General features: G+C 67.5%; 10 protein-coding genes. 2 read left to right on the forward strand and 8 right to left on the reverse strand.

From position 1 onward, the window contains the following. The first annotated feature begins 87 nt into the window (after positions 1 to 87). Positions 88 to 1,758 (forward strand): ATP-binding protein, encoded by a 1,671-nt coding sequence (locus NLI89_RS02905; RefSeq protein ID WP_254685645.1) that lies wholly within the window; start codon positions 88 to 90, stop codon positions 1,756 to 1,758. 89 nt (positions 1,759 to 1,847) lie between these two features. Here the strand turns inward: NLI89_RS02905 and NLI89_RS02910 are convergent, their stop codons facing one another. From NLI89_RS02910 to NLI89_RS02935, 6 genes are all read right to left on the reverse strand, one after another. After that, positions 1,848 to 4,316, reverse strand: a complete 2,469-nt coding sequence (locus NLI89_RS02910) for a S9 family peptidase (RefSeq protein WP_254685646.1) — start codon at positions 4,314 to 4,316, stop codon at positions 1,848 to 1,850. 153 nt (positions 4,317 to 4,469) lie between these two features. After that, complete coding sequence (locus NLI89_RS02915) at positions 4,470 to 6,395, reverse strand: alpha-L-fucosidase (RefSeq protein WP_254685647.1); 1,926 nt, start codon at positions 6,393 to 6,395, stop codon at positions 4,470 to 4,472. A gap of 23 nt (positions 6,396 to 6,418) precedes the next feature. Further along, the gene (locus tag NLI89_RS02920) at positions 6,419 to 8,836 is read right to left on the reverse strand and encodes a glycoside hydrolase family 95 protein (protein WP_254685648.1); all 2,418 of its coding nucleotides are present in this window, start codon (positions 8,834 to 8,836) and stop codon (positions 6,419 to 6,421) included. A gap of 70 nt (positions 8,837 to 8,906) precedes the next feature. Continuing rightward, positions 8,907 to 12,146, reverse strand: coding sequence for a TonB-dependent receptor (locus tag NLI89_RS02925; RefSeq protein WP_254685649.1), 3,240 nt, complete (start codon positions 12,144 to 12,146; stop codon positions 8,907 to 8,909). A gap of 126 nt (positions 12,147 to 12,272) precedes the next feature. Next, positions 12,273 to 13,322, reverse strand: a complete 1,050-nt coding sequence (locus tag NLI89_RS02930; protein ID WP_254685650.1) for a FecR family protein — start codon at positions 13,320 to 13,322, stop codon at positions 12,273 to 12,275. Further along, positions 13,319 to 13,819 (reverse strand): RNA polymerase sigma factor, encoded by a 501-nt coding sequence (locus tag NLI89_RS02935; RefSeq protein WP_254685651.1) that lies wholly within the window; start codon positions 13,817 to 13,819, stop codon positions 13,319 to 13,321. Before NLI89_RS02935 ends, NLI89_RS02930 begins: the two co-directional genes overlap by 4 nt. A 180-nt stretch (positions 13,820 to 13,999) precedes the next feature. Between NLI89_RS02935 and NLI89_RS02940 the strand changes: the two genes are divergently transcribed. Then, positions 14,000 to 14,743 carry a dienelactone hydrolase family protein gene (locus NLI89_RS02940; protein WP_254685652.1) on the forward strand — a complete coding sequence of 248 codons (744 nt, stop codon included), beginning with the start codon at positions 14,000 to 14,002 and terminating at the stop codon, positions 14,741 to 14,743. A gap of 60 nt (positions 14,744 to 14,803) precedes the next feature. On the opposite strand, the gene NLI89_RS02945 is transcribed toward NLI89_RS02940, so the two are convergent. Further along, positions 14,804 to 16,093 (reverse strand): histidine-type phosphatase, encoded by a 1,290-nt coding sequence (locus tag NLI89_RS02945; RefSeq protein ID WP_254685653.1) that lies wholly within the window; start codon positions 16,091 to 16,093, stop codon positions 14,804 to 14,806. Continuing rightward, entirely contained in the window at positions 16,093 to 19,002 is a 2,910-nt protein-coding gene (locus NLI89_RS02950; protein WP_254685654.1) for a TonB-dependent receptor, read from the reverse strand. Before NLI89_RS02950 ends, NLI89_RS02945 begins: the two co-directional genes overlap by 1 nt. Positions 19,003 to 19,081 lie beyond the last annotated feature (79 nt).

The following is a 19,081-nucleotide window of genomic DNA, read 5'->3' on the forward strand; positions in this document are numbered from 1 at the left end:
GGAGAACATGGGCGGATGTACATCCTCACCGGATATTTACGCCTTGGCTGCCACAGCGGACCGGTAATGACCGGAGATCTTGGTAGCATGAGCGACTTGTCGGGACATGACGCGTTCCTGCAGAAATTACCGGCCGAAGGCGCGGGCGCGATCGCCGACGCAGATTTTGCCCCGATCGGCGTCGTCTATGCGATCGCCGGCTCCAGCAGCCGCGTACTGCTCGACCGCGCCTCGATGGGCGCGCTGCTCGACGATCCCGACCCGGTCGTCGTCGGTGCCGGCCAGGTCGGCAGCCAGGTCAAGATGCGCGTCGGTACGTCGTGGCTGGTCGCTAATGTCCGCTCGCTGAAACTCGAGGACGCCGCCGGCACCTGCATAGCCGCCGAGATCGATTTCCTGGGCGAGGGCGACGAGGAGACGCTCACCGGCAAGCTCCATCGCTTCCGCCGCGGCGTCACCCGCTATCCGATGCCGGGCTGCGAGGTGTTTCCGATCACCACCGCCGACCTGCAACAGATCTACGCCGCCGACGACCGCGCCAACATCACCGTCGGTACGGTGTATCCGACCGACGACATCCGCGCCGCGCTGTACGTCGATGCGATGCTCGGCAAGCATTTCGCGCTCGTCGGATCGACCGGCACGGGCAAGTCGACCGGCGCTGCGCTGATCCTCCACCGGATCTGCGAACTCGCGCCGCAGGGTCATATCGTGATGATCGATCCGCACGGCGAATATGCCGCTGCGTTCAAGTCCAACGGTGCGATCTACGACGTCTCGAACCTTCAGATGCCGTATTGGCTGATGAACTTCGAGGAGCATTGCGAGGTGTTCCTCACCAGCAGTGGTTCCGCGCGGCAGTTCGATGCCGACATCCTCGCCAAATGCCTGCTCGCCGCCAAAGCCAAGAGCCGCATCGGCCAGGAGATCGCAAAGTTGACGGTCGATGCGCCGATTCCGTATCTGCTCAGTGACCTTACGACGATCATCAACGCCGAAATGGGCAAGATGGACCGCGCCGGCGACACTGCGCCCTATCTCCGGCTGAAGACCAAGATCGACGAGATCAAGGCGGACCCGCGCTATGGCTTCATGTTTTCAGGCATGCTCGTCGCGGACACGATGGCGGGCTTTCTCGCGCGCATCTTCCGCCTGCCCGGCGAGGGCAAGCCGATCTCGATCATCGACGTCTCGGGCGTGCCGTCTGAGATCACCTCGGTGGTCGTCGCGGTGCTGGCGCGCATGACGTTCGACTTCGCGATCTGGTCGCGCAACGAACCGCAGCGCCCGATCCTGCTCGTCTGCGAGGAGGCGCATCGCTATATTCCGGCGGGTGAGGAAACGGGCAGCGCGGTCGGGCGCATCCTCGGGCGGATCGCCAAGGAAGGGCGCAAATACGGCGTGTCGCTGGGCCTGATCACGCAGCGCCCGTCGGATCTGGCGGAAGGCGTGCTGTCGCAGTGCGGCACGATCATCGCGATGCGCCTCAACAACGACCGCGACCAGGCGTTCGTCCGCGCGGCGATGCCGGAGGGCGCGCGCGGTTTCCTCGATTCGATCCCCGCGCTCCGCAACCGCGAATGCATCATCTCCGGCGAAGGCGTGACCATCCCGATCCGGGTAAGCTTCGACAACCTCGAGGAGTCGAAGCGCCCCGCATCCGGCGATCCGCTATTCTCGGACCTGTGGCGCGACGTCGGCCACGAAGACCAGATCATCGGCCGCACGATCCAGCGCTGGCGGGCGCAGGGGAAATAGGAATGTCCGGACGTGGTGGACCGAAATTGTCTACCGCCTGTTCTTTGAAGAACACGAGGGTCAAAAAAAGTCGGCGATAGCGGACCGGATCATTTCGCGACCGGCTTCGCACGCTCGACCGCGGCAGGGGGCTGCTTCGGCTTGACGTGGCGGTCCAGCCAGTCGGTCATCTGCCACAGCGTTTCCTCGGTCGACTCCAGTGCCCGATACCCATGCGGCTCGTTGGGCAGCACGACGTAGCGCACCGTCGCGCCATTGCCCTTCAGCGCCGCGTACATGCGTTCGGACTGGATCGGGAAGGTGCCGCTATTGTCGTCGGCGGCGCCGTGGATGAGCAGGATCGGTGACTTGATCCGGTCGGCATAGGTGAACGGGCTCATCTCGGTATAGGTCGGCGTCGCCTGCCAATAGGTGCGTTGTTCGGCCTGGAAGCCGAACGGGGTCAACGTGCGGTTATACGCGCCCGACCGGGCGATGCCGGCCCGGAACAGGTCGGTATGCGCCAGCAGGTTGGCGGTCATGAACGCGCCATAGCTGTGCCCGCCGACCGCCATCCGCGACCGGTCGGCGACGCCCAGCGTGACCACCGCATCGACCGCCGCCTGCGCATCCTGCTGGAGCTGCTTGATATAGGTGTCGTTCGCCTCCGCGCCGCCCTCGCCGATGATCGGCATCGCCGGGTTGTCGAGGATCGCATAGCCCTGCGTCAGCAGGAACAGGTGGCTGATCCCGCGCGGACGGACGAAGCGGTTGCCCTGGTCGACGGTCTGCCCCGCCACCTTCGCGTCGGTGAATTCGCCCGGATACGCCCAGAGCAACGTCGGCAGCGGCCCGTCGCGCTTCGCATCATAGCCGGCGGGCAGATACAGCGAGCCGGACAAGGGCAGTCCGTCGGCGCGCGCATAGGTGATCGTGCGCTTCGTCACGCCGGCAAAGACCGGGGCGGGATCGGCAAACGCGGTCACCGGCTTGGCGCTGCCGCCCTTCACGCTGCGGATCATGTAGTTGGGCGCGAGCGTCGCGCTCTCGCGCCGCGTCAGGATGCGCTGCGCCTTGTCGTCGAGCAGCGCGACGACCGTCTCGTAATAGGGCGCCTTGGCGGTCCAGAGCCGGGTCTGCGCGCTTCCCGTCCCCGTTCCCGTTCCCGTCCCCGTCAGCGGCATCGTCGCGAGGAACGGGAAGGCACCCGCCTTGGTCGCGCCCTCGCCGGTGACGTAGACGCCGTCATGCGCAGGCGTGAAACGCATCACCGGCTTGCCCGCGGCATTCTCCTCGATCATCGGATCGCCGGGATCGCCATATTGATCCTGGTAGTTGCGCGTCGACACGATGCGCGTCTGGCCGGGGCGCGACGGGGCCACGGCGAGGCGATGCTCGGTACGCGACCGCCATTCGCGATCGATCACCATCGCGAAGCCGTCGTCGCCCCATAGGGTCTCCGCATAGCGCGCCGGGGTCATCGCCAGTTCGACAGGGGCCGCGTCGAACGGCGCGGCCTGCATCATGACCTTGTCGTGGAACGCGATCTTCGCGCGGGGATTGCCGCCGTCGAGCGCCTCGGCCCAGGCGAGCGTCGCAGGCGCGTCCGACCGCCACATCGCCTCCCGCGGACCCGTGACGGTGGCGTCGAAATCGACCGGAAGATCGTCGGCCAGCGGGCGATCGACCAGCGTCTTCACCGGCTGGCCGTCGATCGTCGAGACGGCGATCTCGGTAGGGAAATAGCGCGCCGGCAACAGATAGGAATAGGGACGCTTGAGCCGTTCGGTCAGCAGGTAGCGACCGTCGGGCGACACGCTGAAATCGGTGATCAGGCCCGGCTTGCCGATCGCGCTCGCCGCCCCGGCAAGGTCGATCCGGACGAGCTGGCCGGTGAAGTAATAGTCGAACAGCGCCTCGTCGTGCGCATCGCCGAGCAGGTCTTCGTAGGTGCGCGCCGCCGATGTCCGGCCGTTGCTTTCCTGTACGACCGGACCCGTCGGGGTGATGCTGGCCGCCGGCGCCGTGCCGCGGCCGGCGGGGACGGTGTAGGCGATCAGCGCCTTGCTGTCGGGTGTCCACGCGAACGGGGTGCCGAACGTGCCGTTGAGGGCCTTCGCAACGGCGCGCGCGCTGCCGTCGCGATCGGCGATCCACAACGACAGGCCATCGGGGTCCTGCGCATAGAAGGCGAGGCGGGTGCCATCGGGCGACCAGTCGGGCGCGGCGAAGCGCAGGCCCGCGGGAAGCTTGACCGCGATGGTCCTGCCGGTCGCCACGTCCTTGAAGCCGAGCGCGTTCAGCCACTGGACGCGAACCTCGGCCTGGCCGTTGGTCGCCGGGTCGATGCGGTAGCCGCCGAGGCGCAGGATCGGCTTGGACAGGTTGGCGATCGACGGCAGGTTCTCGCGGCCGAGGATGGCCAGCGTCCGGTGATCGGGGCTGACGGCGACGCCGGGGGTCGGCGGCGTTTCCAGCGCCCTGGCGATCGCGTCGGGCGCACGATGATAGGGCGTGCCGGGCGTCTGGGCCGTAGCGGCGGAGGCGAGGAGAACGATCAGACAGGCAGCGGCGCGCATTCATAACCCCTTGTTCTGGTATGCAACAGGGTGTGGCATGCGGGTGCAGTAAGCGCTAGGCGCGGATGGGCGATAGGCGATCCGCGGGGCGATCGAAATACCACGCACGGCCTGGGCCCGTTCAGATCATCGGCCCGCCCATCCTGAAAACGCCTATCCGAACAGGTCGATACCGGCGACCGCCATGTGGTTCTTGGGCGCCGCCAGGCCGATGAACGTCATCCGTACATAGCCCGCGTCGGTCTTGGCGGCGAACAGGATGCGTTGCGGCGATAGCGCGTTGGCGATGTTCGAGAATTCGTCGGACGCGGCTTTGGTCCAGGCCTTACCGTCGACGCTGGTTTCCACGACGAACCGCTTCGGTGGTGCGCTGTCCGTGTTCACGGCGCGCGAGGGGGTCAGGATGAAACCTGCCAGTCGTTGCCGCCTCGCGAGCTTGATCGTGACCGTCGCCGATCCCGAGGCGGCGGCGACCGGAACCTGCCAGACGCTGCCCGGATCATTGTCGATCAAGGCCCCGGCGCCAGACCCCGTCGCGGCGACGATCGAGAGGTCGGAGGATGGCAGTACGTCGCGGGCGCGGGCTTCGGGTAGTTTAACGGCAACCGGGGCGACCTGTCGGAACAGCGCGACTTCGCTGATCGCCGGGCATGCCTGGGCCGCGACGATCCGGATGCGCAGTCGTCGCGCGACCACGGGAGTCGGCAGGCGGACGACGCGCTGTGCCGCAATGCATTCGCCGCGCGCGACTTCCGACCATCCCGCACCCCGGTCGATATCGATCGCAAACCGGTCCACGCGCACGCCGAGCGGGAGAAACTCGCGGATACGGATCAGATCGAAGCTGGTGCCGGGCGGCAGGTCCAGCACGAGGCTGGGCGTGCGGATGGCATCGGGCGTCGACCAATAGCTCTTGGGATCGCCGTCGAGCACGTTCCGCGCGGCAAAGCCCGGCCCGCGGACGTGATCGGCCGAGGCGACCGCACCCTGCGCGCGATCCTTCGCGAACGTCGCGCGCTGTGCCGCACCGAAGGATTGCAGCACCGCAACGTCCGGATCGGCGAGGCGACCGCGCCGGTCGGGCGGCAGGTTCAGGATCAAATTGGTCCCGCGCGCGATCGATTCGTCGAACAGCTTCAGCATCCGCTGGGGATCCTTGACCTTCGAATCCTCGTCGGCGTGATAGAACCAGCCCGGCCGGATCGAGGTGTTGGTCTCGGCGGGCCACCACAAGGGGCCGTTGCGTAGGCCGGCATTGCCCTCGGCCTGGGTCGGCTTGTGATCGGCCATGGTCGGCCAGCACGGATCGCCGGCGACCCCGTCTTCGTTGCCGACCCAGCGCGCGTCGGAGCCGAGCGGTTCGAAGGTGCAGGCCATCGGCTGATGCTGGTGGACGAGGGCGAAGATCGACGGCCAGTCGTAATAGGTTTCGGAATCGATCTTCCGCGTCTCGCGCGCGCCGCCATAATAGCCGTCGCCGCCATTGGCGCCATCGAACCAGAACTCGAACAGCGTGCCATAGCGCGTGCAGAGCTCGACGATCTGCTTGCGGTAGTAATCGAGATAGGCGGGGCGGCCATAGTCCGCGTGATTGCGATCCCAGGGCGACAGATAGATCGCGAAGTCGAGCCCGGCCCGCCGCGCGGCCTGTTCGAATTCGCCGACGATGTCGCCCTTGCCGTCGCGGAACGGGCTGTTGCGCACGCAATGCTCGGTCAGCATCGTCGGCCACAGGCAGAAGCCGTCATGATGCTTGGCGGTCAGGACGATCCCGCGCAGGCCGCCGGCCTTGGCCGCGCCGACGATCTGATCCGCCGAGAAGTCGGTCGGCGCGAACAGCTTGGGATCCTCGTCGCCATAGCCCCATTCGCGATCGGTGAAGGTGTTGATCGAGAAGTGGACGAAGGCATATTGCTCGCGCGCATGCCAGGCGAGCTGGCGCGGGGAGGGGGTTGCTCCCCAAGGCGCGGGCGCTGCTGCGGACGTAGCCTTGCGCGCCCAGCCGTTCGACGTGCCGACGGATGCCAGTCCGGAGGCCAGCCCCGTTGCCAGCATATTGCGGCGGGTGATGATCGACATGGCGGCTCCTGGAAAATCTTGGGTCATGCGGCGTCGGAGCGCCTGCGTAGCGCGATGCGGTAGGGGCGGCCCGGCGTGGTTGCGACCGTGATCGCATGCGGGTTTCGTTCGAGCCGGATGGCCTTGCCCTGTTGCGACACCGTCACCGGCTCGAAGCCCGGCGGCATCCGGACCGTCAGGCGCTCGCCCCCGGCGATCACGGTCGCGTCGACGTGCAGGCCGCTCCAGCTGATCGCGACCTCGTGACGCCCGCGCGCGCGCAGCCCGGCGACGCGGCCCGAAGTCCATTGCGGCGGGAGCGCGGGCAGCAGCGCGATCTCCGTCTCGCGGCTTTGCAGCAGCATCTCGGCGATCGCGGCGGTGATGCCCAGATTGCCGTCGATCTGGAACACCGGGCGCGGTTGTGCGGGGTGGGTGTCGAGCAGATTGGCCGCGATGCTGTTGGCGATGAAGGCGGAGAGCGACCGCCCGGCCTGCGCGCCGTCGCCGAGTCTGGCCCACACCGCGGTCGCCCAGGCGCGGCTCCACCCGGTGCTGGCGCCGCCATGCGCCTCGCGGCGTGCCATCGAGGCACGGGCGGCCTGCGCGAGCCGCGGCGTCCGGACCGGGTCGATCGCGTCGCCCGGATACAGCGGATAGAGATGCGAGATGTGGCGATGCCCCGGATCCTGCTCGGGAAAATCCGCGGACCATTCCTGAAGCTGGCCGTAGCGACCGACCCGGTAGGGTTCGAGCTGTTCTAGCAACCCCGTGAGGCGGGCGCTGAGCCCGTCGACATCGCCGATCACCACCATCGCCGCGATGCAGTTGGCGAACAGCTCGCGGATCAGCGCGAGGTCCATCGTGCAGCCTGCCGAGATCGCCGCGGACTTGCCGCTGGCCGTCAGGAACAGGTTCTCGGGCGAGATCGACGGTGCGGTGGTCAGGTTGCCGCTACGGGGATCGCGGACGAGCCATGCCGCACAGAACTCCGCACAACTGCGCATCAGCGGGAAGCCGCGCGCCTTCAGGAACGTGCGGTCGCCGCCGAAGCGGTAATGCTCCCAGACGTGCTGGACCAGCCACGGCCCCGCCATCTGCCAGTTCGCCCAATTGGGATCACCGACGCCTGCACCGACAGGATTGCTCATCGCCCACATGTCGCTGTTGTGATGCACGCACCAGCCGGGCAGGCCGTAGAGGCGTCGCGCGGTCTGCGTGCCGGTGACGGCCAGCCGCTCGATATGGTCGATCAGCGGCAGATGGCAGTCCGCGAGATTGCAACTCTCCGCCGGCCAATAGTTCATCTGGAGATTGATGTTGGTGGTGTAGTTCGCGCTCCAGGGCGGGCGGATCTCGGTATTCCACACGCCCTGAAGGTTCGCGGGCATGGTGTGGCTACGCGAACTGGCGATCATCAGATAGCGGCCGAGCTGGAAGAGACGCTCCGCGCGCGGGGTGTCGCGGTCGCTCGCGGCACCCTGGAGTTCGAGCGAGGCGCGGCGATAGAGCGCCTGATGATCGGTGACGTGACGGCTGAGCAGCGTCGCGTAGCCATGCCGCGTGCCGGCGGCGAGGATGCGCTCGGCCGAGGCGCGTACGGTCTCGACGGGCGTGTCCGGCATCAGGTCGAAGCGGCGGAATCCGGTGGCGGCGGCGATCCGGATCAGCACCGTGGTGGCGCCGCGTATGTGCAGCGCACCGTCCGACGCGGTGATCGCGCCGCCTTCGGTCTCGACCGACAGGATCGTCGCGAACGCCATGCCGTGGCCGGGCGCATCCGAGTATCGAACGGGGTCGGGGACGTCGCGGTAATTGGGTTCGCACAGCGTCGGCGCCTTGCCGACCAGCGCGATCCGGTTGCTGCCGGCTTTCGCGGTGGTTGTCGCCGTCGCGCGCAGCTTGCTGGTCAGTTTGAGGCGGCAATCGATCTTGCCGCGTCGATCCGCGCTCAGGCGCAGGACGATCACCCCGTCCGGGTGAGAGACGAACAGCTCGCGGCCGAAGTTCGTCCCGCCACAGCGATAGCCGACCGATGCTACCGCGCGATCGAGATCGAGCACGCGTCGATACGCCTCCGGGGCTTCGGCATGATCCATCTCGAGGTCGAGATCCGCCATCGGCGCGTAGCTGGCGCTGAACGGTCCCTGGAGCGACTTGCTGAGCCGGTCGGCACCCACCGGGTCGCCTGCGAAGACGGCCTGACGGACTGCCGCCAGCGCTTCGCGGCCGTCGTGATCCGGCATACCGGCAGGCTGACCGCTCCACAGCGTATCGTGGTTGAGCGACAGGGTGTCGCGCGCGATCCCGCCGCCCATCATCGCGCCCAGCTGCCCGTTGCCGACCGGATGACCGAGCAGCCATTCGGTGGCCGGCTGGTCGGCCGTGATCCGGTGCCGTGCATCCGCCCCCGGCTCGGCGGCACCGGCATCGCCCGCCGCCGCGAACAGCCCGGCAAACATCGATCCGGTGCCACCGGCCAGGACGGCGCGACGCGATACGCGGCCGGACGCGGGGGACTTGGTACCTAGCTCAGAAATCGACCGTCGCCCCGATGTTGATCGACCGGCCGAGCGCGTCGTAGACCGACGGCGAGGTGTTGACGCGTTCGGCGGCCTCGAGCGGCGGGCTCGGGCGGACCGGTGCCGCGCGGTTCAGCACGTTGTTCACCACCAGCCGCAGCGTCAGCGCGCGCGATATCGTCACGCTGCCGCTCAGATCGAAGACGTCATAGGCCGGCAGGTACTTGTATTCGTCCGGCACGGTCGGATCGTCCTCGCCGAAGATCGGATTGCCGTCGAGGCGCGAGTTCTTCAGCCCCGAATGATGGCGCCAGTTGACCGAGATCAGCCCCTGCGTCTGCGCGGATTCGGGCGAGGACAGCGTGAACCGGAAATTATGCTGGTAGCGGCGATAGCCTTGGCCGGCATACGGGCCGAACAGCCCGACCACGTTGAAGTCGGTATCGGGCAGGCCGAGATCGCCGCCCTTGGCGGTCTGCAGCGTCGAGGTGTAGCTGGTCGAGAAGCGTGCCCAATTGCCCAGGCGCGTGTCGTAGTTCGCGGAGAAATTGAAGCCGCGCGCATTGGTCCGACCGAGGTTGCTATACCCCTGGTTGATATAGCCCGTCGCGGAGCCGGCATTGCTGAACAGCGTCCCGTCGGCGTTGCGCTTCAGCTGGCTGCAGAAGAACTCATAGCCGGTGTTGGCGCAGGTCTGGAGGAAATCGATCGCCCGGTAATAGCCGATGCCGTTCTCGATCTCGATGCTGTAATAATCGGCGGTGGCGGAGAAACCGCGCAGCATCCGCGGCGTCAGGACGAGGCCGTAGGTGTAGGTATGCGCGACCTCCGGCGTCACCAGCCCCTCCGAGCCGTTGCGCACGGTGCACAGGAAATCCGGACACTGCGCGATCGAGCCATATTGCGCGTCGGTGACACCGGTGCTCGCGCAGATCTCGCGGCTCGCGACCGGGTTTGCGCCGGCGCAGGGATCGCCAAGCGTGTTCGTATCGAGCGTGCCGTAGCTCGTATTGGCGTTGGACGAGAGCTCGTAGATGCTCGGTGCGCGGGTCGCCTTGTTGTAGCTCGCGCGGAACAGGATGTCCTCGACCGGGCGCCAGCTGCCGTCGATCTTGTAGGTCGACTGCGCCTTCGCGATGCCCGAATATTTCGAGCCGCGGATCGCCGCGCCCACGCTCAGGTCGCGGATGAACGGCTTGTCGCTGACCAGTGGCACGTTGATCTCGCCGTACAGGTCGGCGGCTTCGTTGGACAAGGTCGTCGGCGTCGAGCCGAAGGCGGCCTGATACGCGGCATCGGGGCGCGAGCGGTAGGTGTTGCGGCGGTATTCGCCGCCGACCGCGACGTTGATGCCCTTGGTCGAGAACGGGCTCTTCAGGCCGTATTCGCCGAGATCGCCGGTGACGTTCGCATTGCCGACCCATTGCTCATAGCGTTCGCGGAACACGCCGCCGCCCTCCGCATAGGACAGATAGTCCACAGCGGCAGAACTCGGCCCGTTGGTCGAGAAGATGTCGAGCGGGACACAGTTCGGGTCGGTTCCGTTGACGGCCGAGACGCAGGTCGGCGTGCCGTTGACGTCGACCACCTGGAGTGCGTTGGCGACCTTGGTCGGGTCGATCCGGCCGGTCTGCTGCTGGCGGTACAGCGTGGTCGAATAGACCCCGCCGACATCGTAATGCCAGGCGCTGCCGAGATCGCCGCGAACGCCCGCCACCGCGCGATAGATCTCGTTCGACGACCGCGTCGTCTGCGGTTCGGTGAAGCGGTAGCGGACGTCGGTGCGGACGTTCGTGCTGGTGCCGGCCGCCGATCCGCACAGCGCGCCCGCCTGTTGCGCGGACAGCAGGGGGTTGTTGCAGTTGATGTCGTACGGCGTCGAGCCGGGCTGGATGGTCGCGGGATCCGACTGGCTTTGCGATTCGGATCGCAGGTACAGCCCGTTCGCGTAGAGCTGGATCGCCTTCGAGACTTCGTAGTTCAGGAACGTCGCGCCGTTGTAGCGCTTGTTCTGCCGCTGGAAATAGAAGCTGTCATTGTAGTTATAGCCGTTCGTGCCCGTGAACGGCACGAACTCGCGGCCGCCATCGGCTGCGTTGGTCAGGATGCTGCCATTCTGCGCCGGCCCCGAAAGCGCCTGGAAATAGCCCGCCGAAGTGGCGGACGACGGCGATGCGCAGACCACCGTCTGGCCAGACAAGGTGATCGGGCAGACCGAGAACGAGCGCGACGACGCCAGCACGGGTTCGGTCTGGCTGTACGCGCCGAAGACCGAGATATTGCCGCGGCCCCCAGCGAAGTTCTTGCCCATGCTGATATTCGCGTCGAACCGGCCGCCATCGTTGGTCATGCCGCTGGGGACCGCAAACCCCGAATTGCGCGCTGCCTGCGCGGCGATGTTGTCGCGGTTGTCGGCGTTGTAGAAGCCGTAATTGACGTTCGCGTTGACCCCTTCGAAGTCCTTGCGGAGGATGAAATTCACCACCCCGCCGATCGCGTCCGAGCCATAGACCGCGGAGGCGCCGCCGGTCAGCAGGTCGACGCGCTCGATCAACCCGACCGGCACGACGGAGGCGTCGATGCCCTCAGTGACGCCGATCCGCTGGCCGTCGATCAGCGTGAGCGTCCGGTTGGTGCCCAGCCCGTGGAAATCGAATTGCTGGCGTCCGTTGCCGTTCGACAGATTGGTATCGCTGTTCTTGATCGCGGGGACGCGGTTCAGCACCTCCTGCACGCTGAACGCTGCCTGCAGCTTGATGTCGGCCTGCGTGACGCTGGTCACCGGTGCGGTTTCGACGAGGTTCTTCGACCGGATGCGCGACCCGGTCACGACGATGTCGCCGCCGGGCGGGGGCGTTGGGGCGGTGTCGACTTCGGTATCGGCCGCCGCGCGATCCTGGGCTGTTCCCGGCACCGTCATCGCGACCCGGGTGAGCGCGGCGGGGCGGGTGATCACATACACCCCCTGGCCGGTCCGCGACATCGTGAGGCCGCTGCCCTGGAGCAAGCGGCCGATCGCCGCGTCCGCCGTCATCGCGCCATTGACGGAAGGGGCAACGCGACCACCGAGCGCCGCTTCGTCGAACACCATCTGCACATGCATCTGACGACCGAGCAACCGCAGCGCGGTACCCAGCGGCTGTGCCTTGATATCGATGCGGACCACCCGCTGGGCTTGCGGCGCCTGCGCCTGCGCCGACGTGATCGTCATCATCGTCGCGATAGCCGCGCAGCTTGCACCGAGAATCATGCGCTTCGTCACAGTCATCAACCGCCCCCTCGTCATGTTATACTTTTATGACGCATGGGGCCGGGGGATGCTCAGCAAATTACCGTGATTATCTTCAATTGATGTTATTTTGGCCTCCAACCGGTATCATCGACGTCGGCTGAGCCGGATTTCCGTATCGGCGACGGTGGCATCGACGGGGAAGGTCGCGGCGATGGCCTGCGCGAATGCATCGACATCGCCGACGTTGAACACCCCGCTGATCCGAACGTCCGCGACGCCGGGATCGACGGTGAGCCGGCGGCGTTCGGCATAGCGGTTCATCCGCTCGGCGGCGGTGCCGAGCGTCTCGGACGTGAAGCTGATCTGTTCCGCACCCCAGCCCTCGCCGCCGACCCCCTCGCCGCCGCCCATCGGGCCGATCACCGGACCGATCGACCCGATCGTCCCCGCCACCGGCAGGCCGATTTCATAGCCGGGCGTCAGCGCGCGCTCCGCGGTGACGCTACGCCCATCGCGCCGGACGATCTCGCTCGTCTGGCCCTGTGGCGTATCGCGCAGCACCGCGACCCGTCCTTCGAACAGCGCGACCCGCACCTCGCGGCTGAGCCGTTCGACCGAGAATTCCGTTCCGGTCGCGACGATCATGTTGCGGCCGCTCCGTACCGCGAACGGGCGCAGCGGGTCCTTCGCGACCTTGAAGCGCGCGCGACCCCGTTCGAGGACGACGTTGCGGCGTTGCGCGGTGAACGCAACCGTGACCACGCTGTCGGCATCCAGCGACAGGCGTGAGCCATCGGCCAGCGCGATGACGCGCCGTTCGCCGATCGCGGTGCGATATTCGTCGCGCCCGTCCTGCCGCCACAGCAGCGACCCGAGCGCCAGCGTCAGCAGCAATGCCGCGGCGATCGCCCACAGGACGGGCGGGGACACGAACGTCGTGCGCAGCCAGCGGCGCTGTCCGGCGCGGTGGACCGCACCGAGCGCCTCGCGTCGCAGCGCCAGCATCTCGGGTGCGTCGGCGTCCGCCTCGACCGCGTCCCACACCGCGAGCGCCGCGCCCAGCCGCTCGCCACGGGTCGCGTCGCCGGCCAGCCAGTCGTGCAGTCGCTCGCGATCGTGCGGCGACATGCTGCCGTCGCTCAAGCGCAGGCACCATTCGACGACCATGTCCTCGTCCGAGCGGGGCGCGGTCATTGCGAGGCTCCCATGTCCGCGAGCAACGCCCGCATCGCGCTCGCGATATGCTTTTCGACCGCGCTGACCGAGATGCCGAATGCATCGGCGATCGCCTTTCGCTGCATGCCCTCCAACCGATAGAGGATGAAGATCTGGCGGGTGCGGTCGGGCAGTCCGCCCAGCGTCCGCGCGACGCACCCGACGCTCTGCCGCGCGGACAGCAATCGCTCGGCGTCGATCGGGTCGATGGCAAGGTCGGGATCGCCCGCGCGCGATTGCAGATATCGCGAGCGCGTGGCCTCGCGCCGATAATTGTCGCGCAGGAGATTGGCGGCCGCCTGGAAGATATAGCCTTCGGGATTGTTCGTCGCCGGGCCGGTCATGGTCGCCATGCGGATGAAAAGATCCTGGATCAGATCCTCCGCCTGCACGGGATCGCTCAGACGCCGGACGAAGAACGCCATCAGCGCCGGACGCATGCGCTCCATCAGCGCCGACAGGTCGTGCTCCGGCATGACACCTGCAGGTCGCGTGCGCTTCATCATGCTAGATAGACGTCCGGACAGGCGATGTGCACAGCCGAAACCGCAGATTCCTTCGATTAACGCGACGTCCCCAATGGCGGAAACTGTTCGACGTGACCGGATAGCGGCTAAGGTGGCCGACCTCTTACCCCATTTCCCGAGGACCAGCCGATGATCTTGCACAGTGACGAGGTACGGGATGTCGACGTACCGGGCAGCGGGCCGATGCGAATGCACCTTTTCCGACCAGCGGCGGAAGGGTGCTTTCCGGGCGTGCTCCTGTTTTCCGAGATCTACCAGGTCACGGCGCCGATCCGCCGGTTGGCGGCGATGATCGCCGGAAACGGCTATGTCGTAGCCGTGCCCGAGGTCTATCACGAATATGAACCGGCCGGCACGGTATTGAACTACGACCCGGCCGGCACGGATCGCGGCAACGCGTTGAAGGTAACCAAGCCCGTCGCCGCCTATGATGCCGATGCGCAGGCCGGTCTTACGGCGCTTCTGGAGCATCCGGCGTGCAACGGCAGGCTGGGGACGTTCGGCGTGTGCCTCGGCGGTCATCTGGCCTATCGTGCGGCGCTCGATCCGCGCGTGTCCGCCGCCGCGTGCTTCTATCCGACCGATATCCATGCCGGAACGCTGGGAGAGGGGCGGTCGGACGACAGCCTGGCGCGCATGGCGGACCTGAAGGCCGAGATCATGTTCGTGTGGGGGCGGCAGGATCCGCACGTCCCCTATGCGGGGCGCGAGGCGATCCGCGCGCGGCTCGAGGAGGTCGGTGCCACTTATGCGTGGCACGAGATGAACGCCCAGCACGCATTCCTGCGCGATGAGGGTCCTCGGTACGACCCGGCGCTGTTCCTGCAGGCGATGGCGCTGACATTGGAGTTCTATCGCCGCACGCTGGCATGACGGGGCAAGGGAGCCAGTTCGGCGGTTTCGAACTGAAGGTCGATCCGTCCTGGGTCGCGGTCAGAATTGGGTAGCGGTTACGCGCTGCAGGACATGCGTCGTGAAAGCCGGCAGCGGGCAGGTTTCGCCGCAATCGGGTATCGTCAGGGCGACGCTGTCCGGTGGTGCGTGCTCCGACAGGGGGACCTGGTGGCGCATCTGGTCGAGCCCCTGCGCGACATAGCGGGCGCGGACGACCTGCTGCCCCGTCGCGGCGAGACGCCAGACCTCGAACACGAGCCCGCCGCCCGGTGCCGCTTCGCCCGCGGCATAGTCGCGCAGTTTCCAGTCGAGCCCGAGCAGCCCCGCGAGCATCGTCACCGTGCCGTCGTGCCCGCTGAGGACGACGATCTTCTCCGCGTCGCCGATCGGGTCGGCCAGCGCGGTTGCGCCGGCACCGCGCTGGAGCGTGGCGAGCAGCCGCATCGCGATGTAGCTGCTGGTCTGGCGTCCGACCTCCGGCGTGCGGGTGCGCAGGTCGATGCCGGCACCGTGCACGATGAGCGCCTTGCCGATCGTCGCCGCATCGATCCCGCGCCATCCGGGGAAGGCGAGCCCGTCGGCATAGGCCATCACCAGGCTCTCGGCGATCCCGGCGACCTGCAGGCTGGGGGACGTCAGGTCCGGCTTGCCGCTGGCGTCGATCCGCATCGCGACGGGCGTATCGCCGAGCCGGCGCTGCACTCTGGTTCGCTCGACCGACGAGCAGGGGATGCGGCGACATTGCAGCAACAGCGCTTCGAACCGGTCGCGGTTCGGGCCCTGCCGCGCGTCCCATGCAGCGAGGTCGCCGTCGACCCGCGCGGATATCGCCGCCAGCATCCGCTGCGGATCGAGTGGCGCGAGCGGCGTCTGCGGAGCCTCGAACAGCGGATCGGGGGCCGCGGCGGACTGGTGGATCGTCGCCGCGCACCCCGGCGTCAAGCCGGCGGCGAGTGCGGTCGCGGTCGCCTCGGTCCGCTGCGTATGGTTCGCCCAGTAATAGACCGCGCAGTCGTTCGCGCCGAGTAGCCGCAACTGCCGGTAATGCGCGCGATACCAGCCGCCGAGCATCGTCACGAGCGTCGCGCCATTGGCGGTCAGATGGCCCGGCGGCACCGCGAACTTCGGCCATGCGCGGCGGCTGTAGCGGCCGAGGTCCTCCGGGCTCGACATCGCGCTGCGAACGCCGTGCCGCATGACGATGACCACGCGTTCGAGCTTGTCCTGCGGCGGCGGCGGGGGTGGCGGTGCAGTCTGCGCCACGGCCCCACCGGCCATCATGGTCGAGACGGCCAGCGCTAAGCCGGCTGCGAGCGGTGCGATCCGCATCAGAATTTCGCCCTTACGCCGGCCATGAACGTGCGCCCGTAGTCGGTGTAGCCCGCGAACTGGTTGTCGCGGACATATTGCCACTGGACGCCGCCCGCGACGTTGATCCCCTGCACGACGAAGGTGACGTTCGGCGTGACCTTGTACGACATGTCGAAATCGAGGCTGCCGAACGCGCTGTCGTTGTTGGCGGCAAGCCCCGCCCCGCCGACGTCGCGCAGCACGTCGCCGCGCCAGCTGTAGCTGACGCGGGCGCCGACGCGGTTCTTCTCGTAGAACGCGGTCAGGTTGAAGCTGTCCTTGGCGACATCGACCAGCGCATCGCGGAACGTCCCGCCGGTCGCCAGCGCATAGGTGCCGCCGCTGGTGGTATGCGTGTAGTTCGCCTGCGCGCCGAGGCCGTCGAACGGCGCGGGGAGCATCTTGAAGAGCTGCTGGTACGCGATCTCGACGCCCGCGACATAGGCGTCGCCGCCATTCTGTGGCGCGGTCAGCCGGTAGGTCTGGCCGTCGAGCACGAAATTGCCCGTCTGCTGGAAGACGAAGGTCGTGATGTCCTTGTAGAACGCCGCGGCGATCAGCGCGCTGCCGGGCGCGAAATACCATTCGAGCGTGCCGTCATATTGCCACGCCTCGAACGGCTTCAACTCGGGATTGCCGCCGACCGCGGTCAGCACGGTCGGGTTCGAATTGATCGTCAGCCGCGGCGCGAGATCGGCGAGCGAGGGCCGGGTGATGACCTTCGACGCGGCGACGTGCATCTGCAGCTTCGGGGTCAGCTCGGCGACCAGGTTGAGCGCGGGCAGCGCGTTGTCGTAGCTGCGCTCGAAGCTGACCGGGGTCGCCACCGTGCCGTTGTCGGCATGCCCCGACGAGGTCTGGCGGGTATGGGCATAGCGCACGCCGACATCGCCGCGGACCGTCACGCTGCCGAGCGGGAGCGAGAAATCAGCCATGCCGTAGCCGGCGACGATCTCCTCGCCGATCTTGTAGCTGTTGCGCAGATCGCCGCGTGAAAGTGGTGCGGCCAACAGCGCTTCCTTGCCGGTCGCCGCGGCCAGGAACGGCTCCGGGTCCGGCATCAGCCAGCTTTTCGGCAGGGTCCCGTCGACGCCGTCGAGGAAATCGTCGACCGGGAACGCATCGAAATAGCTCGCGTCGAATTTCTTGTTGGCGATCCCGCTCGTGAAGTTGATGTCGCGGCGATTATAGTCGCGGTCGCGCTTCTGGTATTTCACGCCGGCCTGGAGCGCGCCGAACACGCCGCCCAGTTCGCGGGTCACGTCGAATTTGGCGGCGCGCTCCCGGTCGAGCGAGTCGTTGACGCGGTATTCGACGCGGCGGCCCGGCAAGGTCGAGGGCGATTCCAGATCCGCAGTCGCGAAGCTGATGTCGGGCAGGCTGTCGCCCACCTTGCCGAAATCGAAGCTGACATTGCCGACGCTGCCGAGCAGGCGGGTGCGATAGATCGGCGTCGGCGTGTTCGAGTAGGCGCGGCCGAGGCTGGCATCGGCGGCGAGGGTCCAGCCGTTCGCCGCCCATTTCGCGTTCGCGCCGACCAGCCAGTTCTTGTATTGCAGCGTCGACGTCTCGCGGCCGATCTGCGTCGAGGTGGCGACCGTCGCCGCGGTCAGCACGCCGTTCTCGATCACCGCGGTGCCGGGCACGATCGCCTTGCCCGTCGTGTTCGAGAAATCGGTCGAATAGGTCAGCTCGTCATAATCGACGTTCAGCCGGCTCCACAGCCCGTCGACGTTGAGTTCGAAGCGATCGTCGGGTTTCCACTGGACCGCGCCGTTGATGCCGATGCGGTCGCGGTTCTCGCGCTCCAGCGTCGGGCGGATCGCGGTCGGGACCAGGATCGTGTCGCTGTCGAGCGAGCCGTTGCCGTCGGTGTCGATCTTGCCGTCCGCCCACGCCACGCCGGTCACGCGGTCCTGGCGGGTGGTGCGCTCGTCATAGACGCCGGCGATCAATGCGCCGAACTTGCCGTCGGGGCTCGCCCAGCTGACCATGCCGGACAGCCGGGGATCGACCGCATCCGCCAGCCGCGGCGAACTGGCGGTGGCGGACAGCGACAGCACCGGCTTCTTCAGGTCGAGCGGGCGGAAGGTGCGCAGGTTGATCGTCCCGCCGATGCCGCCTTCGTCGAGGCTGGCGCGCGGGCTCTTGATCACCTCGACCGCGGACATCAGTTCGGACGGCAGCGTGTCGAAGCGGAACTGGCGGCCGCTCTGGCCACTGTCGCGGACGTTCTCGTTCACCGCGACCGAGCGATCGTTGAGCGTCACCACCTGGAAATTGGCGCCGAGCCCGCGGATGCGGACGAACACGCCTTCGCCGCGATCGCGGACGATCGACACGCCGGGGACGCGCTGGAGCGCCTCGGCGATGTTTTGCGCGGGGAACTTGCCGATGTCCTCGGCCTTGACGACGTCGATGACGTTGGTCGCCTTGCGCTTCTGCGCGAGCGCGCCGGTCAGGCTGCTGGCATAGCCGGTGACGACGATGTCGGGACCGGGTTCCGCGGTGTCCGTGGTTGCGGTGACGGCCGGGACCGTCGTGACGGCGGTCCCGCGCGCTATGAGCAGCGCGCCATTGGCCTCGCGGCGGACGGTGAGCGGCGTGCCCGCGATCAGGCGCTCGACCGCGACCTGGGGCGCCATCGTGCCGTCCAGCGCCGGGGCGGTGATCCCGGCGACCGCGGCGGGCGTGAACAGGATGTCGGTGCCGCTTTGCCGCGCCAGCGCCTCGAGCGCCTTGCCAAGCGGCTGGGCAGCGAGGTGCACGGTGACGCGCGCCTGCGCGGTGGCGGCGGTGGCGAGAAAGGCGGTCGACAGCGCGGCAAGCGCGGCGCCCAGCACGAACGATCGGCGCAGGCGCCGGCGATTGGTGATCACGGTGTTCATCCCCCCAAGGAAGGCGGCGATGATGCCGCACCTCCTCGACGGGCGAGGATCGATCTACCCCACCCCCACCCCAGGGCGA

The sequence above is a fragment of the Sphingomonas faeni genome, assembly GCF_024273235.1.
Classification (GTDB): Bacteria; Pseudomonadota; Alphaproteobacteria; order Sphingomonadales; family Sphingomonadaceae; genus Sphingomonas; species Sphingomonas faeni_A.